Here is a 25,667-nt window from a genome sequence, read left to right as displayed (position 1 = left end):
GAGGGGGAGGCGCGCGGTGGCCCGCTCCCCGAGGGGAACGGGCCACCGGGGCGAGCGCGTTCGGACGTCAGGCGAGGACGACCGGCAGCTCGAAGAGGTCGTTCTGGGTGACGACCGGCTTGTTCCTCAGCTCCTCGCGCGGCACCGCGAGCCGCAGCCCGGGGAAGCGCGCGTACAGCGCCGGGAGCGCCACCGAGGCCTCCAGGCGGGAGAGCGCCGCGCCGGGGCAGACGTGCGGGCCGTGGCCGAAGGCGATGTGCCGGATCGGCTCGCGGGTGACGTCGAAGTCGCCCGCCGTCGGACCGTGCTGGAGCTCGTCCCGGCCGATCGCGCCGTGCGACACGATCAGCCCCTCGCCCTTCGGCAGGACCCGGTCGCCGACCTGGACGTCCTCGCTCGCGAAGCGGATGAGCACGTGCGAGGTGGGCGTCGACCAGCGCAGGGTCTCCTCGATCACGTTCTCCCACGGCACCTCGCCCTTGAGCACCAGGGCGCGCTGCTCCGGGTGCGTCTCCAGGGCGACCACGGCGTTCACGATCAGGCTGATGGTCGTCTCGTGGCCGGCGGCCACCATCAGCTGGAGCGTGTTGGTGATCTCCTCCGTGGTGAGCCGGTCGCCGCCCTCCGAGGCCTCGATCAGCGCGCTCGTCAGGTCGTCGCCGGGCGACTCCCGCTTGCCCGCCACGATCCCGGCGAAGAGCGCCCCGAGGTCCGCCATCATCTGCGGCACCTCCTCCGGCGGCGTCTGCGTCGAGAAGAACTTCTCGAACAGCGCCTTCATCCGCGGGTGGTCCGCCGCGTCCACACCCATCAGCTCGCCGACCACGTTCATCGGCAGCGGGTAGGCGAACTCCGCCTTCAGGTCCACCGTCTCGCCCGCCGGACGCTCCGCGAGCCGGTCCAGCAGCCCCGCCGTCAGCCCCTCGATGCCCGCCCGCAGCCGCTCCACCCGGCGCGCGGTGAGCGCCTGGGCGACCAGCGTGCGCAGCCGGCGGTGCTCCGCGCCGTCGACCGTCAGCATCGACCTGCCGGGGTTGGCGAGACCGATCAGCGGCCAGTCGAGCGGTATCTCGCCGCGCTGCCAGGCCCCCCACTGCTCGATGTCCTTGACGAGCCGGGGATCGGTGAGGAGCGCCCGGGCCTCGGCGTGCCGGGTGACGGCGTAGCAGGGCACGCCGCCGGGCAGGACCACGCGGGCCAGCGGGCCGGCCTCGCGGAGCCGGGCGCCCTCCCCGTCGAGGTCCGTGACGAAGGGGTCGAGGACGACGGGCGCGCCACCCGCGGTGTGGTCGATGGGGCAGGTCATGCGGTCCCTCCAAGGGCGGGGGTCGGGGTGTACGTCACCGGCAGCGCGGTGAGGCCGCGCAGCCAGGGGGAGGGGCGACGGGTCAGGGAGGTCCCGGCGACGGCGAGGTCGACGTCCGGCAGCCGGTCGAGCAGCACCTCGATGCCGGTCCTGGCGACGGTCTCGGCGACCTCCTGCGCGGGGAACGGGCAGCGGTGCTCGCCGTGGCCGAAGGAGAGGTGCGCGTTGTTGCCGCCGGTGAGGGCGCCGGCGTCGGCCCGGACGTGCGGGTCGGCGTTGGCGGCGGCGAGTCCGAGCAGCACCAGGTCGCCGCGGGCGATGTGTCGGCCGCCGAGGTGGGTGTCGCGGGAGGCCCAGCGGCCGGCGACGTTCTGCGTGGGCGTGTCCTCCCACAGCACCTCGTTCATCGCCTCGCCGACGCTGTGCCGGCCGCCGGAGAGGGAGGCGGCGAAGCGGTCGTCGGTCAGCATCAGGCGCAGCGAGTTGCCGATCCAGTCGGCGGTCGGCTGGTGGCCGGCGGCCATCATCACCATGAGGTCCTGGGCGACCTCCTCGACGGTGAACCCGGCGGTGTTGCCGAGCATCCGCGAGGCGACGTCGTCGCCGGGCGACTCCGCCTTGGCGGCGAGCAGCGCCACCATCGACTCGGCGAGGTGCCGCTGCCCGGCCAGCGCGCCGGGACCGCCGTTGATCATGTCGTTCATGGCGGTCACGAGTCCCGGGCCCTGCTCGTCGGCGAAGCCGTAGATGCTGGCGAGCACCCGGACCGGCAGCAGCATGGCGTACTCGGCGATGATGTCGCACTCGCCCTTGCCGCACAGCCCGTCGATGAGCTCGTCGGCGAACCGCTCGGCGCGCCCCCGCAGTTCGAAGGGGTCGACGGCCTCCAGGGCGGCCGAGATCACCCCGGCCCGCTCGCGGTGGCGCTCGCCCACCGTGTACAGGATCGACGGCTGCTTGCGGCCGATCATGGGCAGCAGCGGCCAGTCGTCGGGGATCGCGTCCCACTGGTTCCACAGGTCGGAGTCGCGCGAGAAGAGCACGGGGTCGCTGGTGACCTGGTGCAGCTCGCGGTAGCCGAGGACCAGCCAGGCGGGTATGTCGCCGTCGAGGACGACGGGGGCGACGGCCCCGTGGTCCCGCCGGATGCGCCGGTACAGCTCGACCGGGTCGGTGTGGAAGCGCGGACCGCTCAGCGGGACCGGCGCGGGCTCGGCAGGGTTCACGGGGCGGGCTCCGGGACGGGCCGCCGACCGCGCTCGGGGTCGGCGGCGACGACGTGCTTCAGGTGTTCGACGAGCGCGATGAGGACCTGCTTGCTGGACTCCCGGGACCGGGCGTCGCAGAAGACCAGCGGCACCTCGTCGGCGAGGTCGAGGGCCGCGCGGATCTCGTCGGCGGTGTGCGCGGGTCCGCCGAAGTCGTTGCAGGCGACGACGAAGGGGGTGCCGTTGTGCTCCAGGCGGTCCACGGCGTACCAGGAGTCGGAGATCCGCCGGGTGTCGACGAGGACGACCGCCCCGAGCGTCCCGGAGAAGAGCCGGTCCCACAGGAACCAGAACCGCTCCTGCCCGGGCGCGCCGAACAGGTAGAGCACGTTGTGCGCGTCGAGCGAGATCCGGCCGAAGTCGAAGGCGACCGTCGTGGCCGTCTTGGCGGCGACGCCGACGGTGTCGTCGATGCCCTCGCCCGCCTGCGACATGGTCTCCTCGGTGTTCAGCGGACGGATCTCGCTGACCGAGCGGACCAGGGTCGTCTTGCCCACCCCGAAGCCGCCGACGACGACGATCTTCAGTCCGTTGTCGGCGGTGCTGCTCAGGGCCGGGCCCTGCTGCTGCTCAGAGATTGCGGAGTCCAACGAGCACCTGCTCCAGGATGTCGTGATCGGGAAGGCGGTACGAGGCGGGGCGCGGGTGCCGCGCGCTGATCCGGCCGGTGTCGTGCAGATCGGCCAGGAGGATCCTGGTGATCGACACGGGCAGCCCGAGCCCGGCGGCGACTTCCACCACAGCGGTGGGGAAGCGGCACATCCGCAGGATGGCGGCGTGCTCGGACTGCATGCCGGGCACCGGATCGCTCTCCGCCACCACGAGCGTGACCACGTCGAAGGCGGTGGACCCGGAGCTGCTGCGGCCGCCGGTCAGGGTGTAGAGCCGGTCGGGGGAGTCGTCGCGACCCGGCCTGACGCGGCTCATCCCCGCGGCCTCGCGACGAGGTGCTCGCCCAGCTGCTCGACCAGTTCGGTCATGTTGTGCCCCACGAGCCCGGCGTCGGCGTCCTCGTCGGCGACGAGCGCGAGGTGGGCGCCCTCCCCGGCCTCGACGATGAAGAGGATCCCGCCGTAGAACTCGGCCATCGCGGAGCGCACCCCGCCGGTGCCGTCGCCGAACTCCATGGACGCGCCGTGGGACAGGCTCTGGATGCCCGCGGCGATGGCGGAGAGCTGGTCGGCCTGGTCGACGGAGAGCCCGGAGGTGCGGCAGAGCTTCAGGCCGTCCCGGGAGAGCACCAGGGCGTGCCGGGTGCCCGGGGTCCGTTCGAGCAGGCCCTCCAGGAGCCAGCTGAGCTTGTCGTCGGTGGTCGTGCCGGTCATCGCGGGTTGCCTTCCGAATGGGGGTCGTTCGAGGGCGGCGTCGTCGGTTCCGCCGAGGGGCCGGCCGGTGCGCCGGGGGTGTCGCCCGGCTTCGGCTCGGTGCCGCGCAGGGCGCTCTGGAAGCCGCCGAAGCGGGCCGAGGCGCGGGACGCCTCGCCGGTGCGGGGCGCGGCCGGGCGGGGCGGCTCGGCCGGGGTCTTCTCCTGGTGGGCGGCGAGGGTCCGGCCGCGCCGGCGGCGCGGCAGCAGGGACCCGTCACCGTCGGCGGGGATCTCGGGGGAGGGCTCCGGCGCGGCGGCCGGCGTGGCGTCGGGGGCGGTGCGCGGGCCGGGCACGGGGAGCGGGGCGGGGGCCTTGGCGGCCGGCGCCGCCGCCTCGGCGCCGCGGCTGACGATCTCCTGGGGGATCATCAGGACGACGCCGGTGCCGCCGCGGGCGGAGGGCCGGAAGGAGACCGACAGGTTGTGCTTGCGGGCCAGCCGGCCGACGACGTGGAGGCCGAGGCGGGTGCCGGAGAGCCCGGCCAGGTCCTGGGTGCCCGCGTCGACGGCGGCCTCGGCGCGCCGCAGCTGGACGTCGCTCATCGTCAGGCCGCTGTCCTCGACGGTGACGACGACACCGGCCGGGACCTCCTCCACGTAGACGTGGACCTCGGCGCTCGGCGGGGAGAAGTTCGCGGCGTTGTCGAGGAGTTCGGCGAGCGCGTGCATGACGCCCTCGGCGGCGTGCCCGGCGACGGCCGCCTCGCACTTGGAGTGCAGCCGGACCCGCTGGTACCCGGCGATGCGGCCCATGGCGCCGCGCAGGATCGACTCCATGACGATGGGGCGGGCCCAGCGGCGGCCCGAGCGGGCGCCGGTGAGCACGGCGACGGAGTCGGCGAGCCGGCCCGCCTGCGCGGTGCGGTGGTCGAGGTGCAGGAGGTCGGCGAGGACGTCCTCGTCGGCGTGCCGGTGCTCCATCTCGCGCAGGTCGGCCATCATGCTCGTGGCCAGCGCCTGCATGCGGCCGGCCGCGTTGGCGGCGGCGGCGAGGGCGGCGGAGCGGGCGGACTCGGCGCGGCGCAGCCGCTGCTCCAGGCCGGCGACCGCGGCCGCGTGGCGGGCGGCGAGCCGCTCGGCCTCGGCGCGGTGGGTGCGCACGAGCTCGTCGGTACGGGCCGCGTGGGCGGCCGCCTCCGCGGCGGCCTGGGCCTCGTGACGCTCCTTCAGGGCGGCGGCCTCGCGCTCGGCGGCGGCCTGGCGCTGGGCGGCGTAGGTGTCCTGGGAGGCGACCTGCGCGGTCAGCCGCTCGGCCTGCCTGGCGAGGCCGCGGGCGGTGCGCGCGTACCAGGTGACGGCGAAGGCGGCTGCCGCGAGCAGCAGCACGCCGCAGACCGCGAACCAGGCGAGCGAGGAGCGGACTTCGGCCGGTGCGGCGCTCGTCGCGGCGGCGGTGAGCGCACCGCCCGCGGCGAGGGTCAGCAGCGAGGTGATCAGGGCAGGGCGGAACGGGGTGGGCGACGCCGACATCAACCGGACTCTCGAGAGGCAAGCACAGGGGAGGTTCGGAACGACCGCACTATAGAGGCGTTGTTGATCGGTTCGAAACTCACCCTGATCGGATTGGTATCCGGAGTGACACAAAACCTTCCAAATGGCAGTCGCTGATTCCGCGTCGGGCCCGTTCGTGCCCCTCCTCCCGTCCCGGCGGCCCCATCACCCCCGCCACCTCGGCAGAATGACGGACCGTACGGTACGTCCCCGGCTGGAAGGTCCCCTGTGAAGCTCCCCGAAACCGGTCGCGGCGTCCTCGTCAGCGGCGCCTCCCGAGGCCTCGGCCGGGCGGTCGCCCGCGCCTTCGCGGCCAACGGCGACCGGGTCGCCGTCCACTACGGCACCCGCGCCGACGAGGCCCGCGCCACCCTCGCCTCCCTGGAGGGGAGCGGACACGTCCTGGTCGGCGGCGACCTCGCGGACCCCGGGGGCGCGGCCCGGGTCGTCGACGAGGCGGCACAGGCCCTCGGCGGAACCGGCGGCGGCATCGACGTCCTCGTGAACAACGCCGCCGTGAACCTCCCGCACCCGCTCGCGGAGACCCCGTACGAGGAGTGGACGGCGCTCTGGCAGCGGCACGTCTCCGTGAACCTGCTCGCCACGGCCCACCTGAGCCACCTCGTCGCCCGCCGCCTGATCGACCGGGGGACGGCCGGCCGGATCGTCAACATCGGCTCCCGGGGCGCCTTCCGCGGCGAGCCCGACCACCCCGCCTACGGCGCGACCAAGGCCGCCGTGCACGCGCTCGGCCAGTCCCTCGCCGTCTCCCTCGGCCCCTACGGCATCGGCGTCGCCTCGGTCGCCCCCGGCTTCTTCGCCACCGAGCGGGTCGCGCCCCGCCTCGCCGGCGCCGAGGGCGAAGCGATCCGCGCCCAGAGCCCCTTCGGCCGGGTCGCCGACCCGGACGAGATCGCGGCCGCGGTCCTCTGGCTCGCCTCGCCCGCCGCCGAATGGGCCTCCGGCACGATTCTGGACCTCAACGGGGCCTCGTACCTCCGGAGCTGACGGCACACGGCCGTCCGTCGCGGACCTTCACCCTCGACGGGCGGGCCGTGGAGGCCGGGCGGAGGCCGTGGAGGCCGGGCGGAGGTCGTGGAGGCCGGGCGGAGGTCGTGGAGGCGGCGGAGGTCGTGGAGGCGGCGGAGGTCGTGGAGGCGGCGGAGGTCGTGGAGGCCGGGCGGGGAGTGGCATCCGCCCTCCCCGCCCGGCCTTCCGCGTTTCCGGGCCCGACATGTCGTATCTTGTGCCCTGTCGTTCGTCGCCGCGGCGAGAGGGTCCCGTCGTGCCCCTGGTGCAGTCCTGGCTCCCCGAGCGCCCCCGGTCGGCGGTGAGCTGGACCGTGGCGGGCGGCACCACGGCCCTGCTGCTCCTGGTCTTCGGCGACACGGAGCGCTTCTCCACCGCCGACGCCGGCGTCATCGTCCTCTTCTCGTACCTGGCCACCTACCTGGCCGTCACCCTGACCGTCTTCTCCACCGCCGCGCCCGAGGCCGTCCGCGCCTGGGCCGGCCGCCACGAGGAGCGCGGCACGGTGCTCCAGCGGTACGTGCTCGGCAGCGCCCCCGGCCCCGGCGTCTCCCTCTCCATCGCGGCGGCCGCCCTGCTGGTCGCGGTGGTCTGGCGCCCCGGCCACCTCGGCACCCACCTCCCGGTCGGCGTCCGCGTCGTGATGGCCCTGGTGCTCGTCGTCACCGCTTGGGCCTGCGTCCTCACCGCCTTCGCGGTCGCCTTCCACGCCGACAACCTCGTCGAGGGCGAGCGGGCGCTCGACTTCCCCGGCGACGGACCCGCGCTCTGGGCCGACTACGTCTACTTCGCCCTCGCCGTGATGACCACCTTCGGCACCACCGACGTGGACGTGACCTCCCGCGAGATGCGCAGGACGGTCTCGGCGAACGCGATCGTCGCCTTCGTCTTCAACACCGTCACCGTGGCGAGCCTCGTCGGCGCCCTCGACCCCGGCTGAACCCCGCCGGGCACCGTCCGGCCCCGGCCAAGTGGCCCGCACCGCCGTCCTCGAAGCCGGGCTCCCCGCCACCCCGAGGTGATCGACTCCCTGATCAGGCCGCTTCCTTGGGTGATACGAAAGCGCGCTTCCCTGCTTCTCGTGGCATCCGACAGTACGGCGGGCGGGCGAGCGCGACGCAGACTCGGTGCCCGACGGAACCACCACCCGAGGACCCCGAGGGGGAAGCACGATGACGGTGCAGCAGTACGACGGGATCGGCGAGGCGTTCGAGGGCTTCAAGGCCCTGCCCCTCACCCGTTACGGAGAGGTGCCCAGCGTCCTGGGAATCGTCGGGGACGTCACCGGGAAGTCCGTCCTCGACCTCGCCTGCGGCACGGGCTTCTACAGCCGTGAACTCAAGCGGCGCGGCGCCTCCGACGTCCTCGGCGTCGACATCTCCTCCGAGATGATCGCCGCCGCCCGCTCCCTGGAGGCCCTCGACCCCCTCGGCCTGCGCTACGAGGTCGGAGACGTCGCCGAACTGGCCGTCCCCGACCGTTCCTTCGACCTCGCGCTCGCCGTGCAGTGCCTCAACTACGCCGGATCCATCGCGGAGCTGGAGCAGATGTGCGCCCGCATCCACCGCGCCCTCGTCCCCGGCGGCCTGCTCCACGTCTTCGCGCAGAAGCCCGACTACGCCTTCGACTGCGCCTCCCTGGAGTCGTACGGCTTCCGCTGCGAACCGACCGGCGAGGAGATCGAGACGGGCCCCCGCGTCCGCGTCACCGCCCTCCTCGATCCGCACCCCATCACCATCGTGGGCTCCGCCCCGCGCCGCGAGGTCTACGAGAACGCCCTGACCAAGGCCGGCTTCACCGACCTGGAGTGGGTGCCGATGACCGTCTCCGCGGAGGGGTACGCGACCTACGGCGAGGACTTCTGGGCCGACCTCCTCGCCCACCCCCCGCTGGAACTCCTCCGCTGCCGCGCCTGACCGGCCCCCCGACGATTGTCTGCCGGGACGGCGCCGCACCCTCTGTGAGACCGCCCGGCACGGCCGCGTCCCGGGCACGGCCGAGGTGCGAGCTCGTCGGCCACGTCCGCGCGCGGCGGGCGGAGGCCGGAGCGGAGGCCCCGTGCGCGTACGTGCCCGGCGGGCGACGTCGGTGGACCCCGCCCGGGGGCGGGACATCGTCGGGCCGTTGAGGGGCGCCGGCGCCACTTGGCGGGGCGAACCCGTGGTCCAGGGCGGCCCGGACCGGACCGGCTCGCTGCCGAGCTCCGGGTCGGCCGAGGCCGGACCGCAGGCCCTCTGAACGGCGGTGGGGCTACGGTCCGGTCAGCTCCGGCAGCAGGTCGGGGTTGACGATCCGCAGGATCGTCGCGACCCGCTCCGGGTCGGCCGCGGCCCACAGCACCCGCCGGGCCGCCCGGTACTTGGCGGCGAGCCGCTCGCGCTGCTCGGGCGTGAGCGCCGCCGCCCGGTCCGCGCGGCTGTTGTGCGCGTTGTCGGCGATCTTCACCAAGGTGGCGTCGGGGTCCCGGGCGACGCGCCGGATCTTCTCCTCGTACGGGCAACCGGGTTCGGTGGTGACCGCCAGGACGAGCCGGACGACCCGCTCGGGCACTCCGGCCGCCCGGAGCCCGTCCGCCGTCCACTCCGTGTCCTCGACGACGTCGTGGAGGAGCCCCGCCATGGCCAGCTCGGGCCCGAGCGGCGCGAGCCCCGCGGCGACGGCCCGTACGTGCGCCACGTAAGGGACGCCGATCTTGTCGACCTGTCCGGCGTGCGCGCGGTCGGCCAGCGCGTCCACCTCGGCGAGCGTCATCATGCCCCCATCATTCCCGACCCTCCCCGGGGAAGCAGTCGATCGCGCGTTCGCCTTCGTGGGTGTCGTGGATCCCCGACCACGGCGCCACCGGGCCTCCCCGGCTTCCAGGACTCCCTGTTCAGTCAGGGTGACGAGCCCGGGCCCGGGGCCCTGGACGGCCTGCGGCGGACGCCGCCGACGGGCGGGGCCCGGGTGGTTCCACGGGCCGACGCGCTGTTCGGGGAGCCGGCCGGACGGGTGCCCTGGCGGGCCGAGCGCCGCAGGACGTACGACGGCGTCGTCGCCGTCCCGCGCCTCCTCGCCCACTACCGCGAGGGCGAGCCCCTTCCGGGCCTCGCGCTCACCGAGGCCCGCGACCTCCTCGGCGCGCACTGCGCCACCGAGCCGGGCGAAGGGTTCGCCACCGCAGGCCTCTGGCTCTACCGGGACGGGCGGGACGGTATCGCCCGGCACGGCGACCGGACCGTCCGCTCGGCCTCCCGCGACACGCCCGTCGCCCTCCTCTCCCTCGCCGACCCGCGCGATCCCGTGCTCCGCCCGCGCGGCGACGTCCGACCCCGCGCGCGGATCTCGTGGCCAGCCGGAACTGGCCATGGTCGTCTCGGGTGCCGGCGCCCGGCCGTCCGCGGTCCGTGAACGTCCTCGAGACTTCAGGAGAACACAACTGCCCAGCAAGATGCCAGGGTTACCGTGATCCGGACCCGTTCGATCCGGGGGTTGTGGGCCGGTTCGGGCGGGCAGGTTTGCAGCGTTGTGTGGCGGGAATTGTCGGCCGTCAGTGACAGCGGCAACATACAGATGGATTCCGAGGACTGAAGGAGGTGGAGCGACCATGCCCCTGCATGCCGTCGAAATCCCCGAGTTGTGGATGCCTCATCCGCTCAAGGTCAATCCGCACCTGCCGGACCTGCGCGCCGAGAGCGAGACCTGGGCCCGCGAGATGGGCATGCTGGACACCGGCGACGGACGGGCCGCCGGCCGCCCGATCTGGACCCCGGCCCAGTTCCGCGCCATGACGGTCGACCTGCTCACCGCCTGGACCCTCCCCGACGCCTCGCCCGCCGCCCTCCGGCTCAACCACCGCTTCAACATCTGGGCGCTCGCCTGGGACGACTACTTCGCCCACTCCTTCAAGCGGACCAGTGACCTCCAGGGCGCCCACGACTTCACCGCCCGCCTCCACGCCTTCCTGCGCACGGAGGAGGGCGCCCGTCTCCCGGAGCCCGTCAACGCCGTCGAGCGCGGCATCGCCGACCTCCAGCGGCACCTCTTCCCGCCCCGGCTCGCGCACTGGCGGCAGGAGTTCAGCCGCGCCCTCGCCCGCTACGTCGACGCGGGCGTCGAAGAGCTCGCCAACAGCCGCACCGGGCGCGTCCCCCACCTCATCGACTACGCCCCCTTCCGCCGCGAGAGCTTCGCCGCCCACACCGCGCCCTACTCCGTCGAGCTCGCCACGGGCGCCCGAATACCGGAGCGGATCCGGCACCACCGGACCGTCCGGGGACTCGTCGCCGCGTTCATGGACGTCATGGGCCTGGCGAACGACATCGCCTCCTACGAGCGGGAGGTCCACGAGGAACACGACGTGAACAACCTCGTCGTCGTCCTCGGGACCTCCCTGGGGATCCCCCTCCGCGAGGCCGTCCCGGCCTCCGTCCACCTCGTCAACTCCCGCATGCGCGACTTCGAGCAGCTCCGCGAGGAGGACGTCCCGCTGGTCGCCCGCAGGGCCGGACTGACCCCCGAGGAGCAGGCCGACCTCGAGACCTGGCTCGGCGGGGCGTGCAGCTTCCTCTCCGGCCTCCACGCCTGGTACACCGGCGCGCCCCGGTACGTCCCCACCGACCCGGCCTTCCCGGAACAGCGGATGCCCGCCTCCGCCGGGGAGTGGTACGGAAGGGGGTCCGGCCGGCACGCGGCCACACCCCCCTCCACCGTCGGGCTCGGCCACGACGCCGAGCCGTGACGGGGCTACCGCAGCCGCACCAGCCGCAGCAGCCTCTCCCACCAGGACGGTGCCGCCCCGGGCCGCCCGGCCGGTCCGGGGCCGGAAGGCCCGGCCTGGTCCGCGGTCGCGGTCGACGCCTCCGGCGCCGTGGCGGGTGCGGGGATCGTGGCGGCGTGCGGTGCCGGGGCCGCCGGCAGCGGCTCCTCGTACTGGGTGCCCCGCGGCGCCCGCGGCGCGAAGGTGACCGGCAGCGCCGTCAGGTGCCGCGCCCAGGTGGACGACCGCCAGCTGAGCTCCTCCTCCGGGATCGACAGGGCGATGTCCGGCAGTCGGGTCAGCAGGATGTCGATGCCGGTGTCGGCGATGATGCGGCCGACGTCCTGCCCGGGGCACTCGTGGCTGCCCGCGCTGAAGGAGAGGTGCGCGCGGTTGTGGTGCACGGGCGCCGCGGGGTCGGGGCGCACCACCCGGTCCATGTTCCCGGCCGCCAGGCCGAGCAGCAGCATGTCGCCGGCCATGATCCGCTGCCCGCCGAGCGTGGTGTCCCCGTTGGCGTAGCGGGACGGGCACACCATGAGCGGCGGCTCGTCCCACAGGACCTGCTCGACGGCCTCGGGCAGCGTCATCTGACCGCCGGCCAGCGAGCCGCGGAACCGCGGGTCGGTGACCACCATGCGCAGCACGTTCGACATCAGGTTGGCGGTGGTCTCGTAGCCGGCCAGCAGGATCAGCCGCAGGTGGTGCACGACCTCCTCGTCGGTGAGCCCCGCCGGGTGCGACATCAGCGCGGAGGCGATGTCCATGCCCGGCCTCAGCCGCTTCTCCCGGACCAGCTCCTCCAGGCTCGCCACCACGAAGGCGTTGCTCGCGAGCGAGGTCTCGGTCGCCTTGAAGAGGTCGCGGGCGGCCGGCACCAGCTTCGGCGCCGCCTCGTCGGACATGCCGAGCAGATGGATGAGGGTGAGCATCGGCAGGTGCTCGGTGAAGCGGTCGACCAGCTCCGCCTCGCCGTCCTCGCAGAAGGTGTCGATCAGCTCGTGTGCGAAGCGGTTGATGCGGCGCCGGATGCCCCGGTGGTCGAACTGGTCGAGCGAGGCGGTGACCGCGCTGCGCAGCCGCTGGTGCTCCTCGCCGTCCGCGCAGACGCAGTCGGGGCGCCAGCCGATCATCGGCATCAGCGGGGAGGTGGCGGGGTCGATCTCCCCGGTGCTCCAGCCGTGCCAGACCCTCGGGTCGCGGGAGTACTGGGTGGAGCGGGTCGCCACGTCGCGGTTCTCGTTGTAGCCGAGGACGAGCCAGGCGCGGACGTCGCCGTCGAGGAGGACCGGCGCCACCGGGCCGTGGAGGGCGCGCAGTTCCTCGTACAGGCCCATGGGGTCGGTCTCGGCGGCGGGGCCGTACAGCCGGGTCGCTCCGCCGGGGCCGGTGGCCACGTGGGCCGGGCAGCCGGGCGGCGGGACGAGCCCGGTGTCCGGTGTCGGGTGCTCGTGGGCGGGGAGGGTCATGCGGTCTCCTGGGCGGCGAGGGTGCACAGGTAGACCATCAGCGAGAGGAGGGCGTCCCGGCAGGACGCCCGGTCGCGGGCGTCACAGGTGACCAGGGGGACGGACTCGCTGAGGGCCAGGGCCGTGCGCAGTTCTGGTAGCGGGTACTGGGGGGCGTCCGGGAAGGTGTTGACGGCCACGACGAAGGGGACGCGGCGGTCCTCCAGACGCGTGATGATCTCGAAGCAGACCTCGATCCTGCGGGTGTCGACGAGGACGACGGCGCCGAGCGCGCCCTCGAAGATGCCGTTCCACAGGAACCAGAAGCGCTCCTGCCCCGGCGTGCCGAACAGATAGAGGATCAGTTCCTCGTTGATGCTGATGCGGCCGAAGTCCATCGCGACGGTCGTGGTGTTCTTGCCGGTGACGCCGGGGTTGTGGTCGATTCCGACGCCGGCCTGCGTCATGCGTTCCTCGGTGGTCAGCGGCGGGATGTCGCTCACCGCTCCGACCATCGTGGTCTTGCCGACGCCGAAGCCGCCGACGACCACGACCTTGACGCCCCGGGCGCCGTGCGGCAGCAGCAGGTCGGTCTCGCGCCGCCCCGGTGCCCTGAGCGTGTCAGAGTCTGCGTAGTCCATGGATCACCGCCTCCAGAAGGCCCCGGTCGGGGAAGGCCGCGACGGGGACGGGTGCAATCGCCTCGACGCGCTGGTCGTCGACGAGCTGGGACAGCAGCACGGTGACGACGCTGAACGGAAGGCTGAGGTAGGCCGAGACCTCGGCCACCGACAGCGGGTACTCGCACATGGTGAGGATGGACGCCTGTTCGGGCTGCATCGAGGGGTCCGGCGCGGACCTCGTCGCGATCAGCGTGACCAGGTCGAAGGTCTTGGCCGAGGACCCCTCGCCGCCGGTGATGACGTACAGCGGTACGGGGGTGCCCTCCTCCCAGGGCTTCGGGTTGTCCGAGGTCACATCGCCTGCCGGACGTCTTCACGCGGCGGACTGGTCATGTGCCGGCCGATCCTGGTGACGAGCGTCCGCATCCGGTCGCCGAGGAGCCCCGCGTCGACCTCCGCGTCGGCGAGGACGGCCAGGTAGGCGCCGGGCCCGGCCGCCATCAGGGAGAAGTAGCCGCCGTCGGCCTCGATCCCGACCATGTGGGTGGTGCCGTTGCCGTGCGGGAACATCTGCGCGATCGCCCGGGCGAGGCTCTGGATGCCGGAACAGGCGGCGGCGATCGCGTCGGCGGTGTCGGGAGCGGTGTTGGCCTGGCCGATGCTGAGGCCGTCCGCGGAGAGGACGACGACGTGTCGTACGTGCGGAACGCCGCCCACGAGCTCGGTGAGCATCCAGTCGATGTTGGGCAGTGGCTGCATGTTATTCGACCTCATCAGACAGCTGGCTGTGCGGAGCGGGGGATGCGGAGTCCGAGCGCTTGGTGCCGTTGAAGGCCTCCCACATCAGCCCGGGCTGGCGTGCGGAGGTGGGGGCGGGGGCGGGCTCGGGGCCGGTGCGGAGGACCGGCGTCGGGACGGGGGAGTCACGGCGGCGGCGGGGCAGACCGTTGAGGGTCGTCCCGTCGATGTAGGGCGCCGCGCCCTCGTCGAAGGAGGTGGGGAGCATGGGGGTGGGCGGCGGCACGGGCAGCGGCTCCGGGGCCGGCGGCGGCACCGTGGCGCCGCCGCGCGACGGCAGGGGCCGGACGGGGCCGGTCGCGCGCTTCCGGGCGGGCTCGGGGGTTCTCACGACGGGCTTCTCCACCGTGGTGATCAGGCGCCGGGGTACGAGGATCACGGCCCGTACGCCTCCGTAGGCGGAGGGGCGCAGGTCGACGTCGCAGCCGTACTCGCGGGCCAGCCGGCTCACCACCGGCAGACCGAGCTGGGTGACCTCGCCCAGGCCGGCGAGGAAGAGGCCCGAGGCCGAGTCCGTCATCACCCGGTTGATGCGCTGGCGGACCTCCTCGGTGAGGCCGACGCCGCGGTCCTCGATCTCGATCGCGATGCCCGAGGGCACCTCGACGGCGCTCACCTCCACGGGGGAGTGCGGGGGCGAGAACGTCGTCGCGTTGTCGAGGAGTTCGGCGAGCAGGTGGATCAGGGGCTCGGCGCCGGGGCCGATGACCGCGGCCTCGGTGACCGACTGGAGCTTGACCCGGGGGTAGTCGACGATGCGCGACATCGCGCCGCGCAGCACGTCGTAGAGGGGGATGGGCTTCGACCACTGGCGTCCGGGGCGGGCGTCGCCGAGGACGGCGATGCTGGCGGCGAGACGGCCGATCAGGGCGTTGCGGTGGTCGACGTCCTGCAGGCCGCGGGCGAGGACGAGGTCCGTGCCGTGGACCATCTGCATCTCGCGGAGGTCCTTGGCCAGCTGGTGGACGATCGCCTGGACGCGGCGGGCGACGGCCACCAGGGCGCGCTGGGAGGAGTCCCGCGTGTTCTCCTCGGCCTCGACGGCGAGCAGCAGCGTCCTCAGCGCTCCCTTGAGCGCCTCGGTGAAGCCGTCGTCGAGGTGCTCGCCGACGCGCACCGAGTTCACGATCTCCGAGGTGGAGTCGCCCTTCTGGAGCCGGGCGACGGCGGCGGGGAGCAGCTCCTCGGCCATCCATACCGTGGCCGTCCGCTGGTCGGCGAGGCGCGCGAGCAGCGCGGCCTCGCTCTCCGCGTGGGCCTGCCGGGCGGCCCTCAGCGCCCCGGTGTGCCGGGCCTCCTCGGCGGCCCGGGTCAGGCGCACGGTCAGGGCGCTGCTGCCGAGCGTGAGGGAGACGGCGGCGAAGCCGTACCAGGCCACCGGCGTCCGTATCTGCGCAGGTGCGAAGAGCAGCCCTAGGGCGAAGAGGGCGGCCAGCACCCCCGGGGGGACGAGCCACACCGGAGCCATCACACCCGGCCTGGCTCTGGAAGTTGAACCTGCGCGTACCATCAACGGTTTCCCTCGACGTCCGGAAAGGGGAAAGGACTGAAGTGGGGCGACGTACCGTCAGGAAAAAGAGCGGACATGCGATCGATCACGCACAGGTGCTCGAAACATCCCCTCGCGGCCGTGCTCCGTCGGCGCCCGCTCCCAGCGTTCATGACTCGCTGTGAGCGCGGCGCAACACATCTGCGGAGCATAGTCAGTTCGCGATTGGCGTGTGACCTCGATGGAAGGAAGGGTTCTATCAATCAAACTGGCCCTATAAGAGGGCGAGAATGTGTATCGAAAATGACAACAAGTGATCAGACTGCGTGGCTTTTGCCGGTCATTCCGAAAGGGTGCGCGAGCCGGAGTCCGCGCCCTCCGGATCCTCGTCCCGATCGCCCTCGACCGTCGCCGCCGTGAACGCCGCCGCCGGATCCCGGTCCGCGGGACCCGCCGGAACCCATCCGCCGCCGGTACGGCGGTAGGGCCACCAGCGGCCGTCCTCGCCGAGCCGCAGCTGCGCCCGCGCGCCCGCCGCCGTCCAGCGCGCCCCGGACCGGCTCAGCTCCGGAGCCTCGCCGTCCTCCCACGCCTCGGCCAGCCGGGCCTCCGCCACGGCCAGGGCCGCCTCGTCCGGCGTCCACGACTCCTCCAGTACGGCGAGGGCCGCGGCCCCGCCCCACCGCCACGCGCGCGTGGCCACGTCGAGCTCCGCGCGGGAACGCCCGGTGCCCGACGCGAGGCGCCCCGCGATCCAGGCCGGCGGCCGGCCGGCCGCGAGCCGCACCGCGTCCTCGGCGGCCGAGAGCCCCCAGGCCGAAGGTCCCCCGGACGAGAGCCCCCGGGCCGGACCGGCCGGGCGGCCGGCCAGCAGCTCCGTCAGCAGCCGGTGGGCGCGGGCGGCGGTGTCCGCGGCCAGGAACTCCAGGGCGGCGGGCTCCACCCCCGGCTCCGGGTCCGTCTCCGTGTCCAGGGCCGGAGGCTCCCCGGGCGCCGCGTCCGGCACCGGCACGGCGGGCAGCGGCGGCAGGATGTCCCGCAGCGCGTACGCCTCCGCCGCCGACACGCCCCGCGGCCCGCCGGTCCCGGCCGCCGCCCCGTGGACCGCGCCGGCCGCCGTCCCGCCGCCCGCGCGGGCCGCGCTGCGGACCTGGAGCGCGTCCACGACCGCCTGCTGTCCCCGCCCCCGCAGGAGCAGCAGCGCGAACGGGTCCTCGTCCAGGATCCGCGCCACCTGGTGGCAGAGCGCCGCCGTGTGCGGACAGTGGTCCCACGCCCCGCAGCCGCACTCCGGCTCCAGGTCCCCGATGCCCGGCAGCAGGTCGACCCCGACCCCGGCCGCGTCCTCCACCAGGTGCGGCGGCATCTCGTGGTCGAGGAGCGCGGCGATGTGCCCGGCGCTGTCGACGGCCAGGTCGAGCAGCCGGTCCCACTCCTCGTCGGTCAGGGTGCGCACCAGCACGTCGCTGCGGTACGCCGTGCCGTCGGGGTCCTGCACGACGGCGGTGATCCGGCCGGGCCGCACCGACACGGCGCCGACGGCCCCCGCCCGCGCGTGCCTCCGGCCCTCCTTCACCTGCCGCCCGTCGAGCGCCGTGTCCTCCAGCGCCTTGAGCCACGCCCGGCCCCACCAGGTGCGGGTGAAGGCCCCGCCGCGCACCGGCGGCGCCGCCGCGAAGGTGAGCTCCTCGGAGCCCCGGTCCGCCGCCCCGTAACCGCCGTCCACCGTCCCGTAGCCGTCCGTCGTCCCGTACCCGCTCATCGTCCGTCCCCGTTCGCGACGTCGTCCCCGCGCAGGGAGACCAGTTCCGCCAGTTCCGCGTCGGTCAGCTCGGTCAGCTCGGCCGGCGTGTCCCCGGACGCGCCGAGGACCGCGTCGGCCAGCGCGCGCTTGCGTGCGAGCAGCGCCGCGATCCGGTCCTCGACCGTCCCCTCCGCGACGAGCCGGTGCACCTGCACCGGACGCGTCTGCCCGATCCGGTACGCCCGGTCGGTGGCCTGCGCCTCCACCGCGGGGTTCCACCAGCGGTCGTAGTGCACCACGTGCTCGGCCCGGGTGAGGTTGAGCCCCGTACCGGCCGCCTTCAGCGACAGCAGGAAGACCGGCACCTCGCCCTCCTGGAAACGGGCGACCATCGCCTCCCGCTCCGCCACCGGGGTGCCGCCGTGCAGGAACCGCGTCCGCACCCCGCGCGCCGCCAGGTGCGCCTCCAGGATCCTGGCCATCCCCACGTACTGGGTGAAGACGAGGGTGCTCGCCCCCTCGGAGAGGATCGTGTCGAGCAGCTCGTCGAGGAGTTCGAGCTTCCCCGAACGGCCGGCGGTCCGGGGCCGCTCCTCCTTCAGGTACTGGGCGGGGTGGTTGCAGATCTGCTTCAGCGAGGTCAGCAGCTTCACCACGAGGCCGCGCCGCGCCATCCCCTCGGCCGCCGAGATGGCCAGCAGGTTCTCGCGCACCACCGCCTCGTACAGACCGGCCTGTTCCGGCGTCAGGGAGACGGCCCGGTCGGTCTCGGTCTTGGGCGGCAGCTCCGGCGCGATGCCCGGGTCGGACTTGCGGCGGCGCAGCAGGAACGGGCGGACGAGCGCGCCGAGCCGCTCGGCGGCCGCCGGGTCGCCGCCGCCCTCCACGGCGTCCGCGTACCGGCGCCGGAAGGCACCGAGCCCGCCGAGCAGCCCGGGCGTCGTCCAGTCGAGGATCGCCCACAGCTCGGAGAGGTTGTTCTCCACCGGAGTGCCGGACAGCGCCACACGCGCGCGTGCCCCGATCGTCCGCAGCCGGCGGGCGGTGGCGGAGTAAGGATTCTTCACGTGCTGGGCCTCGTCCGCCACCAGCAGCCCCCACGCCGGGGCGGCGAGCCGCTCGGCGTCGAGCCGCATCGTGCCGTACGTGGTGAGGACGACGTCCCCGGCACCGAGGCCGTCCAGGTCGCGGCCGGCGCCGTGGAAGCGGCGCACGCGCGTGCCGGGGGCGAACCGCTCGAACTCCCGCTGCCAGTTCCCCATCAGCGAGGTCGGGCAGACCACCAGGGTGGGGCCCGCGGTGGCGGGTTCGCCCTGCCGGTGCAGATGGAGCGCGATGACGGTGATGGTCTTGCCGAGCCCCATGTCGTCGGCGAGGCAGCCGCCGAGGCCGAGCGAGGTCATCCGGTGCAGCCAGTTCAGGCCGCGCAGCTGGTAGTCGCGCAGGGTGGCGGCGAGCGCGGCCGGCTGTGCCACCTCACGGGCCCCGCCCTCGGGGTCGGAGAGCCGCTCGCGCAGCCGCTCCAGGGCCTCGCTCGCGACCACCTCGAACCGGTGGCCGTCGACCTCGGTCGTGCCGGTGAGCACGGCCGCGAGCGCGTCGACCGGCGTCACCTTGCGGTCCTGCCGCTCGCGTGCGCGCCGCACCTCCGCCGGATCGACCAGCACCCACCGGTCACGCAGCCGCACCAACGGCCGTCCGGCCTCGGCGAGCCGGTCGAGCTCCGCCCGGGTCAGCTCCCGGTCGCCGAGCGAGAAGCGCCAGTTGAAGGCGAGCAGCGCGTCGGCCGAGAGGAACGACGGCACACCGCCGCCACCGTCCCCCTCGTCCCCGTCCCCGCCGTACGGGGCACCGGCCACGGGCCCGGTCGCGGCACCGGCCCCCGGCGCCGCCTCCACCGGTCCGATCTCGGCGCGGGCGGTCAGCCGGTCCGTCAGTTCTCGGGGCCAGTGCACCCGCATGCCGGTCGCGGCCAGCGCCCGGGACGCCGGACCGAGCAGCTCCACGAGCTCCTCGTCGGCCAGTTCCATCGAGTCCGGCACGGCGGCCGTCAGCAGCGGGGTGAGCGCGGGCCAGGCGCGGGCGGCCCGCCGCAGCGCGAGCAGCGCGTCCACCCGGGCGCGCGGTCCGAGCGCCGCCGCCGCGGGTCCGGCGCCCGACCAGGCGTCGGCCGCGTCCACGACCACCGCGGGATCGGCGGCGGAGTGCAGCTGGAGCACCGCGCGGAAGCCCGGCGCCTCCGCCCCGGCCGCGTCGCCGCCGACCAGTTCGAGGCGGAGCGACAGCCGCACGCCCGCGTCGTGACCGGCCGCCAGATCGGCGGCCCACGCCCGCTGTTCGGGCACGGACCGCGCCTCCTCGGCCGCGAACGCCGGGCCGCCCGCGGCGAGCGCGGCGGCCGGGGTACGGGGGAGGGCGTCGGCGACCGCGTCGAGGAAGGACCGCAGCAGCTCCTCCGGCTCGGGCAGCAGCCAGTCCTCCGTCTCCTCCGCTTCCTCCGCGGGGGCCAGCGGGGTGGCGTGCGCGGTCGGCGGCATCGACGCGGCGAGCGTACGCATCCGGTCCAGCTCCTCGGGCCCCAACGGCCCGGCCCGCCACGCGTCGTGACCGTCCGCGGTCACCCCGGGCAGCAGCAGGCCGCGCGCGACGAGGTCCAGGGCGAGGAGCGCCGCGCCGCCCCAGAACGCGGCCGCCGGGTCGGACCCGCCGGAGAGCCGGGCCGCGGCGAGGTACGGCAGCGCGTCCCGTACCGGCAGCAGCGCCGCGGGGACGGTCACCGGCCGGAGGTCCGCCCCGTCCACCACCGTGAGCACGTCCTCCACCGCCCCCGGCGGCGCGGGCAGCGGTTCGCCGGCGGGCGACCAGAGCGCGATCCGGCCGGCCCGGGGCGGGTCGGCGGGGAGGAAGACGGCGGCCGGAGCACCGGCGCCGGGCGCCGGGGCGGGGGTGACGGGCGGGACGGAGGGTTCGGAACCGGGGCCGGAGGAGCGGAACGACGACGTCAACACATTCCCCACATATGACTACCTGCGAGACGGAGCGGCCGACCCTACCCCACCCGAGCCCCCGACCGCGCACATCCGTGCGTGACACCCGACACATGCGCACCGGGCTTGGCCGGAGCGGAAAACCGTGCCCCGGCCGCAGCGCCGCCCCCTGCCCCGGCGGGCGAGGAGCCCGGTCCTCGGCCGGAGGGCGACCCTGGGCCTCGGCCGGAGTGCGACCCCGAGCGTCGGCCGAAGTGCGACCCCGAGCGTCGGCCGAAGTGCGACCCCGAGCGTCGGACGGAATGTGGCCCCCCGCCGAGGCGGAGTGCGACCCCCTGACGGAGGCGGAGGGCGGCCCCCCTGCCTCGCCCGGGGGTGGGGAACGCCCCACCCCCGGGCCCCGGTCCGCCCCCGCCCGTGGACGGGTGGTGACGCCATGGCTCCGTCCCGTCACGGATTCCTAAGGTGAAGACCTGTCACCGGCCCTCGGCGCGGACGGCGGCAGGCCACCTCACAGAAGCCGGAGCCCTCCCATGTCCCAGGCCACCGCCCTCGCACCCGCCCCGGCGCCGCCCGCCGCACGGAACCGGGCCGCCGGCAGCGAGTTCTCCCCGCTCCTCCGCCTGGTGCGGAGCCAGGGGCTGCTCGAACACCGCCCCGGCTGGTATGCCCGGGACATCGCCGTCACCCTCCTCGGCTTCGCCGCCGTCGCCGGCGCCCTCCTCCTCACCGGCCCCGCCTGGTGGTGCGTCCTGCTCGCCGTGCCCCTCGCGCTGCTCTCCGCCCGCGCCGCCTTCCTCGCCCACGACGCCGGCCACGCCCAGATCACCGCCGACCGCCGGGCCGGCCGCGTCATCCAGCTCGTCCACGCCAACCTCCTCCTCGGCATGAGCCGCGAGTGGTGGAACGACAAGCACAACCGCCACCACGCGAACCCCAACCACCTCGACAAGGACCCGGACGTCGCCGCCGACGTCCTCGTCTTCGCCGAGCACCAGACCGCGGGCCGCACCGGTCTGCGCGGCTTCCTCACCCGCCACCAGGCGCTGCTCTTCTTCCCGCTGACCACCCTGGAGGGCCTCGCGCTCAAGCTGTACGGCGTCCAGGCCCTGCTCGCGAAGGACGGCCCGTACCGCACCCGGCGCGAACGCCTCACCGAAGCCGCCCTGCTCGTCCTCCACTTCGCCGGGTACGCGGCGCTGCTCCTCACCGCCCTCACGCCCGCCCAGGCCCTGGTCTTCGCGCTCGTCCACCAGATGCTCTTCGGCGTCCACCTCGGCCTCGCCTTCGCCCCCAACCACAAGGGCATGGAGCGGCCCGACGAGCACGAGGACGGCGACAGCTGGGGCCACCTGCGCCGCCAGGTCCTCACCTCCCGCAACATCCGGGGCGGCGTCCTCACCGACTGGTTCCTCGGCGGCCTCAACTACCAGGTCGAGCACCACCTCTTCCCGTCGATGCCCCGCCCCCACCTCCGCCTCGCCCAGCCCGCCGTCCGAGCCCACTGCGGGGCCCTGGGCGTCCCGTACACCGAGACCGGCTTCGTCGACTCCTACCGGCAGGCCCTCGGCCACCTCCACGACGTCGGCGCCACCCTGCGCGAGGAGCGCGTGGACCGCCCGGAGTAGGGTCGAAGGCGGATCCGGTCAGCAGCGCGCACCAGGGGGGTCGCCCATGGACGACGGCATCGTCACCACGGTCAGCAGCAACGGCACCTACTCCTTCACCAAGCCCAACCGCGAGAGCATCACGCTCCTCGCCGGCCTCGGCGTGGACGGCGACGTGCACGCGGGCGTCACGGTCAAGCACCGGTCGCGCGTCGCCCAGGACCCGACCCAGCCGAACCTCCGCCAGGTCCACCTCATCCACGCCGAGCTCTTCGACGAGGTCGCCGAAGCCGGCTTCGCCGTGGCCCCCGGCGACCTCGGCGAGAACGTCACCACCCGCGGCGTCGACCTGCTCGCCCTGCCCACCGGCACCCGCCTCCACCTCGGCGCGGAGGCCGTCGTCGAGATCACCGGGCTGCGCAACCCCTGCGCCCAGATCGACGGCTTCCGCCACGGCCTGCTCAAGCAGGTCGTGGGCCGCGACGCCGACGGCGCGCTCGTCCGCAAGGCCGGGATCATGGGCATCGTCCTGACCGGCGGCGAGGTGCGCCCCGGCGACCCCGTCCGCGTCGAACTGCCGGCCGAACCGCACCGCCCGCTGGAGCGCGTCTGACGCGACGCCTGCCCCGCGTGCGCTCCTGCCCGTACGCGCCTGCCCCGCGTGCGCTCCTGCCCGTACGCGCCTGCCCCGCGTGCGCTCCTAGGAAGGGCGTACGGCGATGGCGTCGAGCCCTTCGAGCAGCGCGGGCAGCCGGGGGCCGGGCGCCACCGGAAGGACCTCGTGGGGAAGCTCGTCGAGCAGGAAGAAGGCCATGTCGTCGGTGCGGGCCACCAGCGACCAGCCGGGGCCGTCGGCGCGGAGCGTCCGCACGCCCTCGCCGGTCGCGTCGGACCGCACCCGGCCCACCGGCGGCGGCGAGTCCAGATAGCCGTGCAGTTCGTCCATGGCCCGGCGCACACCGGCGTACGGATCGGGCGCGGCTCCCCCGGAAGGGGCGGCCGCCGGCTCCGCCTCGGCCGCCGGTCCCGCCTCGGACGCCGGCGACGGGCCGGCGGCCGGCCGAGGGCCGATCTGTTCCCGCCAGAGGTTCCAGTGCAGCGCCACCTCGTCGGCGCCGAGCCTCCGGTGGGCGGGGGTCCAGGCGCCCTCGGCGGGCGGCGCCAGCGGGGCGGGGTCGCCCTCCTCCGGCTCGGGGTCGTGCGGGTCCGGGACGCCGGGGGCCTGGGTGGCGACGGCCAGCGGCCAGCCGGGCAGTCCGGCGACGACCGACTCCTCGTCGGGGGACAGGTCGTAGGCCATGCCGCAGTCCCAGGAGGCGATGGCCACCGCGACCAGCGAGACGTCGTCGACGACGACCGTCCAGCGTGCGCCGAGCTCGTCCTGGCCGAAGACGAGTCCGTATCCCTGCTCGTACGGTTCGAGGCCGAGGGCCGCGCAGGCAGCCGGATAGTCGTCGCCGAGCACGCTGGGGAAGCGTGCGGGCGTCAGCAGGCACGCGGTCAGCACGTACAGCGCGTCGTCGTCCGCCGCCGGTTCCGTAGCCGTCACCACACGCTCCCTCACTCGCCCGCCATCGGACCGTCGGCGCACCCTACTATCGAGTAACCCGTGAGTCGAGGGCCTTCGGCGTGGGAGGGTCAGCGCTCCTTGATCCCGAGCAGCGCGCGGGCGATGGTCTCGGGGGTCTGGTTGCGCTCGCGGGCGAGGGTGAGCAGGGCGCGGCCGGCCAGCTCGTTGACGCCGAAGCTGAGCTGGCCCGGGGAGACCCAGGTCGAGGCCTCGTCCATCCGTTCCCGGTCGTCCTCGGCACAGGCGGCCACGTACACCGCCGCGGCCTCGAAGAGGTTGCGGCCCTGGCGTCCGGGGCGGGCCGGGGGAGGGGCGGCCCCGTCCCGGGACGCGCGTCGGACGGAGGGGAGGAGCTTGCGCATGCGTTCCGCTATCCGTGCCACGGCTGGCCGCCTTTCCCCGGGCGCGACGGCCCGGCACGTCCACGGTAGACAGTGAAGTGCCGGGGCATAAGGGGGCGTTGAGACGCCGTCAGGCGCGGACCCGGTGCCGGGTCGCCAGAGGGGCGGGCGTCAGCCCTCCCGTACCGCCAGGGCGAGGTAGCGGGCGTCCTCGTCCGCGTACGAGTCGAGTCGCCAGCCGGCCTCGGCGAGTACCGGGCGCAGGCGGGGTTCGGCCCGCAGGTCGTCCGGGGTGATCCGCCGGCCGTGGCGGGCCGCGAGGGCGGCACGGCCGATGGGGTGGAAGAGGGCGAGCCGTCCTCCGGGCCGTACCACGCGGGCGAGTTCGCGCAGGTCGGAAACGGGATCCGCGAGGTGGGAGACGAGCCCCGCGCCGAAGACCGCGTCGAGCGCGCCGTCCCGCAGCGGCAGCCGGCCGACGTCGGCGAGGAGCAGGGCGGAGGCGCCGCCCGGGCCGCGTCGCCCGCTCCGTACCGCTTCGGCCAGCATTTCGGGGGTGAGGTCGGCGCCGAGCACGGTGCCCGACGGCCCGACGGCGTTACGCAGCGGGGGCAGCGCGCGGCCGGTGCCGCAGCCCGCGTCGAGCACGGCGTCCCCGGGGCGCAGGCCCAGGTCGGCCACGGCGGCGGCGTAGGCGGGCCCGTCGTCGGGGAAGCGGCGGTCCCAGTCGGCCGCGCGGATGGCGAAAAATGCTCGGACATCTGTGGGGTCATCGCTCATGCAGCCATGATCACCCACCCGTGAGTGTGAACGTTCTCTGGGCACGTTCGAGCTTCGCCCGATCGATCTGGAACTTCTCTCCGTCATATTCCAGCAGCTTTCGAAATGCGCCCCCGGTGCGCCCCCTTGTGCGCACTAGCGTCCCCGAGTCATGGGACACCTGGACCACGCCACCTTCGGCTGGCTGACACCTCTGCTGTCGTACGCGATGGCCTGCATCGGCGCCGCCCTCGGGCTGCGCTGCACCGTACGCGCGCTCGACGCGACCGGCCGTTCGCGGCGGAACTGGCTGCTCACCGCCGCCTCCGCGATCGGCACCGGCATCTGGACCATGCACTTCGTGGCCATGCTCGGCTTCGGCGTCACCGGCACCGACATCCGTTTCGACGTGCCGCTCACCCTCCTCAGCCTCGTCATCGCGATGGGCGTGGTGGGGGTCGGCGTGTTCGCCGTCGGCTATGGCCGCGACCGGGTCCGATCGCTTCTGATCGGAGGACTGACCACCGGGATCGGCGTGGCCAGCATGCACTACATGGGCATGGCCGCCCTCCGCCTCCACGGCACCGTCCATTACGACCCGGTGTTCGTCGCCCTCTCGGTCGTCATCGCGGTCGTCGCCGCGACCGCCGCGCTCTGGGCGGCCCTCCACATCCACGCGCCGGTCGCGGTCGCGCTCGCCTCGCTCGTCATGGGGGCGGCCGTCAGCAGCATGCACTACACGGGGATGTTCGCGGTGAGCGTCGAGGTCGTCCCCTCCTCCGCGGACCTTCCCGGCGCCACCGTCATGCAGTTCGTCTTCCCGCTCGCCGTCGGCCTCGGTTCGTACCTCTTCATCACCTCCGCGTTCGTCGCCCTCTCCCCGACCGCCCGGGAACGCGCCGCGTACGCCTCCGCCGAACGCCTCACCGAACCGGACGAGCGCGCGGTGGACGTGGCCCCGGCCGGCTTCCGCGCCGCGCGCGACCCGCTGCGGACGCCCACACCCTGACAAGCCCCGCCACCCCCACCGTCCACGCCTCGCGCACGCGCGCGTGCACCCGCCCGCCGCCTCCGCCCCCCACCACCCCCTGCAGGACTGCCGG

Annotated in this window: 26 protein-coding genes; 9 read left to right on the top strand and 17 right to left on the bottom strand. The window is 74.4% G+C overall.

What is annotated here, in order from left to right:
* Window positions 1–67 precede the first annotated feature (67 nt).
* The 6 genes from IE245_RS28665 to IE245_RS28640 are packed head-to-tail and all read right to left on the bottom strand — an operon-like array spanning window position 68 to window position 5,410.
* Window positions 68–1,306: a cytochrome P450 family protein gene (locus IE245_RS28665; RefSeq protein ID WP_189952741.1), complete on the bottom strand. Its 1,239-nt coding sequence runs from the start codon at window positions 1,304–1,306 to the stop codon at window positions 68–70.
* A complete protein-coding gene (locus tag IE245_RS28660; RefSeq protein WP_189952739.1) occupies window positions 1,303–2,532 on the bottom strand; it encodes a cytochrome P450 in 1,230 nt (409 codons plus the stop codon). Before IE245_RS28660 ends, IE245_RS28665 begins: the two co-directional genes overlap by 4 nt.
* Window positions 2,529–3,164 (bottom strand): GTP-binding protein, encoded by a 636-nt coding sequence (locus tag IE245_RS28655; RefSeq protein ID WP_189952737.1) that lies wholly within the window; start codon window positions 3,162–3,164, stop codon window positions 2,529–2,531. The genes IE245_RS28660 and IE245_RS28655 overlap by 4 nt, the downstream gene beginning before the upstream one ends.
* Window positions 3,145–3,501 (bottom strand): DUF742 domain-containing protein, encoded by a 357-nt coding sequence (locus IE245_RS28650; protein WP_169092314.1) that lies wholly within the window; start codon window positions 3,499–3,501, stop codon window positions 3,145–3,147. Before IE245_RS28650 ends, IE245_RS28655 begins: the two co-directional genes overlap by 20 nt.
* On the bottom strand, window positions 3,498–3,899 hold the full coding sequence (locus IE245_RS28645; protein WP_189852256.1) for a roadblock/LC7 domain-containing protein: 402 nt from the start codon (window positions 3,897–3,899) through the stop codon (window positions 3,498–3,500). Before IE245_RS28645 ends, IE245_RS28650 begins: the two co-directional genes overlap by 4 nt.
* Window positions 3,896–5,410, bottom strand: coding sequence for a sensor histidine kinase (locus IE245_RS28640; RefSeq protein WP_189952735.1), 1,515 nt, complete (start codon window positions 5,408–5,410; stop codon window positions 3,896–3,898). Before IE245_RS28640 ends, IE245_RS28645 begins: the two co-directional genes overlap by 4 nt.
* A 249-nt stretch (window positions 5,411–5,659) precedes the next feature.
* Between IE245_RS28640 and IE245_RS28635 the strand changes: the two genes are divergently transcribed.
* From IE245_RS28635 to IE245_RS28620, 4 genes are all read left to right on the top strand, one after another.
* Window positions 5,660–6,439: an SDR family NAD(P)-dependent oxidoreductase gene (locus IE245_RS28635; protein WP_189952733.1), complete on the top strand. Its 780-nt coding sequence runs from the start codon at window positions 5,660–5,662 to the stop codon at window positions 6,437–6,439.
* A 286-nt stretch (window positions 6,440–6,725) separates the two neighbouring features.
* On the top strand, window positions 6,726–7,400 hold the full coding sequence (locus IE245_RS28630) for a DUF1345 domain-containing protein (protein ID WP_229851640.1): 675 nt from the start codon (window positions 6,726–6,728) through the stop codon (window positions 7,398–7,400).
* A 232-nt stretch (window positions 7,401–7,632) separates the two neighbouring features.
* Window positions 7,633–8,376: a class I SAM-dependent methyltransferase gene (locus IE245_RS28625; RefSeq protein WP_189952730.1), complete on the top strand. Its 744-nt coding sequence runs from the start codon at window positions 7,633–7,635 to the stop codon at window positions 8,374–8,376.
* Between the two features lie 142 nt (window positions 8,377–8,518).
* Window positions 8,519–8,698 carry a hypothetical protein gene (locus IE245_RS28620; protein WP_189952728.1) on the top strand — a complete coding sequence of 60 codons (180 nt, stop codon included), beginning with the start codon at window positions 8,519–8,521 and terminating at the stop codon, window positions 8,696–8,698.
* A 12-nt stretch (window positions 8,699–8,710) separates the two neighbouring features.
* Here the strand turns inward: IE245_RS28620 and IE245_RS28615 are convergent, their stop codons facing one another.
* Entirely contained in the window at window positions 8,711–9,214 is a 504-nt protein-coding gene (locus IE245_RS28615) for an HD domain-containing protein (protein WP_189952726.1), read from the bottom strand.
* Between the two features lie 192 nt (window positions 9,215–9,406).
* On the opposite strand from IE245_RS28615, the gene IE245_RS28610 reads away from it, so the two are divergent.
* Window positions 9,407–9,850 (top strand): alpha-ketoglutarate-dependent dioxygenase AlkB family protein, encoded by a 444-nt coding sequence (locus tag IE245_RS28610; RefSeq protein WP_189952724.1) that lies wholly within the window; start codon window positions 9,407–9,409, stop codon window positions 9,848–9,850.
* 196 nt (window positions 9,851–10,046) lie between these two features.
* Entirely contained in the window at window positions 10,047–11,180 is a 1,134-nt protein-coding gene (locus IE245_RS28605; RefSeq protein WP_189952721.1) for a terpene synthase family protein, read from the top strand.
* A gap of 5 nt (window positions 11,181–11,185) precedes the next feature.
* Here IE245_RS28605 and IE245_RS28600 read toward each other — a convergent pair whose 3' ends face one another.
* The 7 genes from IE245_RS28600 to IE245_RS28570 form a co-directional block, all read right to left on the bottom strand.
* Window positions 11,186–12,667, bottom strand: coding sequence for a cytochrome P450 (locus IE245_RS28600; protein WP_189952719.1), 1,482 nt, complete (start codon window positions 12,665–12,667; stop codon window positions 11,186–11,188).
* The gene (locus IE245_RS28595; RefSeq protein ID WP_189952717.1) at window positions 12,664–13,287 is read right to left on the bottom strand and encodes a GTP-binding protein; all 624 of its coding nucleotides are present in this window, start codon (window positions 13,285–13,287) and stop codon (window positions 12,664–12,666) included. The genes IE245_RS28600 and IE245_RS28595 overlap by 4 nt, the downstream gene beginning before the upstream one ends.
* Complete coding sequence (locus tag IE245_RS28590) at window positions 13,268–13,624, bottom strand: DUF742 domain-containing protein (protein WP_189952715.1); 357 nt, start codon at window positions 13,622–13,624, stop codon at window positions 13,268–13,270. The genes IE245_RS28595 and IE245_RS28590 overlap by 20 nt, the downstream gene beginning before the upstream one ends.
* Window positions 13,621–14,028: a roadblock/LC7 domain-containing protein gene (locus IE245_RS28585; protein WP_169092294.1), complete on the bottom strand. Its 408-nt coding sequence runs from the start codon at window positions 14,026–14,028 to the stop codon at window positions 13,621–13,623. Before IE245_RS28585 ends, IE245_RS28590 begins: the two co-directional genes overlap by 4 nt.
* A gap of 1 nt (window position 14,029) precedes the next feature.
* Window positions 14,030–15,526: an ATP-binding protein gene (locus IE245_RS37825; protein ID WP_189952713.1), complete on the bottom strand. Its 1,497-nt coding sequence runs from the start codon at window positions 15,524–15,526 to the stop codon at window positions 14,030–14,032.
* A 370-nt stretch (window positions 15,527–15,896) separates the two neighbouring features.
* On the bottom strand, window positions 15,897–17,318 hold the full coding sequence (locus IE245_RS28575) for an SWF or SNF family helicase (protein WP_229851613.1): 1,422 nt from the start codon (window positions 17,316–17,318) through the stop codon (window positions 15,897–15,899).
* On the bottom strand, window positions 17,315–20,308 hold the full coding sequence (locus IE245_RS28570) for an SCO1167/SCO6262 family helicase (RefSeq protein WP_229851608.1): 2,994 nt from the start codon (window positions 20,306–20,308) through the stop codon (window positions 17,315–17,317). Before IE245_RS28570 ends, IE245_RS28575 begins: the two co-directional genes overlap by 4 nt.
* 512 nt (window positions 20,309–20,820) lie before the next feature.
* Between IE245_RS28570 and IE245_RS28565 the strand changes: the two genes are divergently transcribed.
* Entirely contained in the window at window positions 20,821–21,915 is a 1,095-nt protein-coding gene (locus tag IE245_RS28565) for a fatty acid desaturase family protein (protein WP_189952711.1), read from the top strand.
* Window positions 21,916–21,961: 46 nt separating this feature from the next.
* Complete coding sequence (locus tag IE245_RS28560) at window positions 21,962–22,507, top strand: MOSC domain-containing protein (protein ID WP_189952709.1); 546 nt, start codon at window positions 21,962–21,964, stop codon at window positions 22,505–22,507.
* An 87-nt stretch (window positions 22,508–22,594) separates the two neighbouring features.
* Here the strand turns inward: IE245_RS28560 and IE245_RS28555 are convergent, their stop codons facing one another.
* The 3 genes from IE245_RS28555 to IE245_RS28545 all read right to left on the bottom strand — a co-directional run bounded on the left by IE245_RS28555 (window position 22,595) and on the right by IE245_RS28545 (window position 24,585).
* Complete coding sequence (locus IE245_RS28555) at window positions 22,595–23,446, bottom strand: hypothetical protein (protein ID WP_373305417.1); 852 nt, start codon at window positions 23,444–23,446, stop codon at window positions 22,595–22,597.
* Window positions 23,447–23,532: 86 nt separating this feature from the next.
* On the bottom strand, window positions 23,533–23,826 hold the full coding sequence (locus tag IE245_RS28550; protein WP_229851603.1) for a hypothetical protein: 294 nt from the start codon (window positions 23,824–23,826) through the stop codon (window positions 23,533–23,535).
* 150 nt (window positions 23,827–23,976) lie between these two features.
* Window positions 23,977–24,585, bottom strand: a complete 609-nt coding sequence (locus IE245_RS28545; protein WP_189952704.1) for a class I SAM-dependent methyltransferase — start codon at window positions 24,583–24,585, stop codon at window positions 23,977–23,979.
* A gap of 151 nt (window positions 24,586–24,736) precedes the next feature.
* Here IE245_RS28545 and IE245_RS28540 point away from each other — a divergent pair, with 151 nt between their 5' ends.
* Window positions 24,737–25,573: an MHYT domain-containing protein gene (locus IE245_RS28540; protein ID WP_189952702.1), complete on the top strand. Its 837-nt coding sequence runs from the start codon at window positions 24,737–24,739 to the stop codon at window positions 25,571–25,573.
* Window positions 25,574–25,667: the final 94 nt, after the last annotated feature.

The sequence above is a fragment of the Streptomyces roseolus genome (assembly GCF_014649855.1).
GTDB lineage: Bacteria > Actinomycetota > Actinomycetes > Streptomycetales > Streptomycetaceae > Streptomyces > Streptomyces roseolus.
This window is presented reverse-complemented; position numbering and strand designations above follow the sequence as displayed.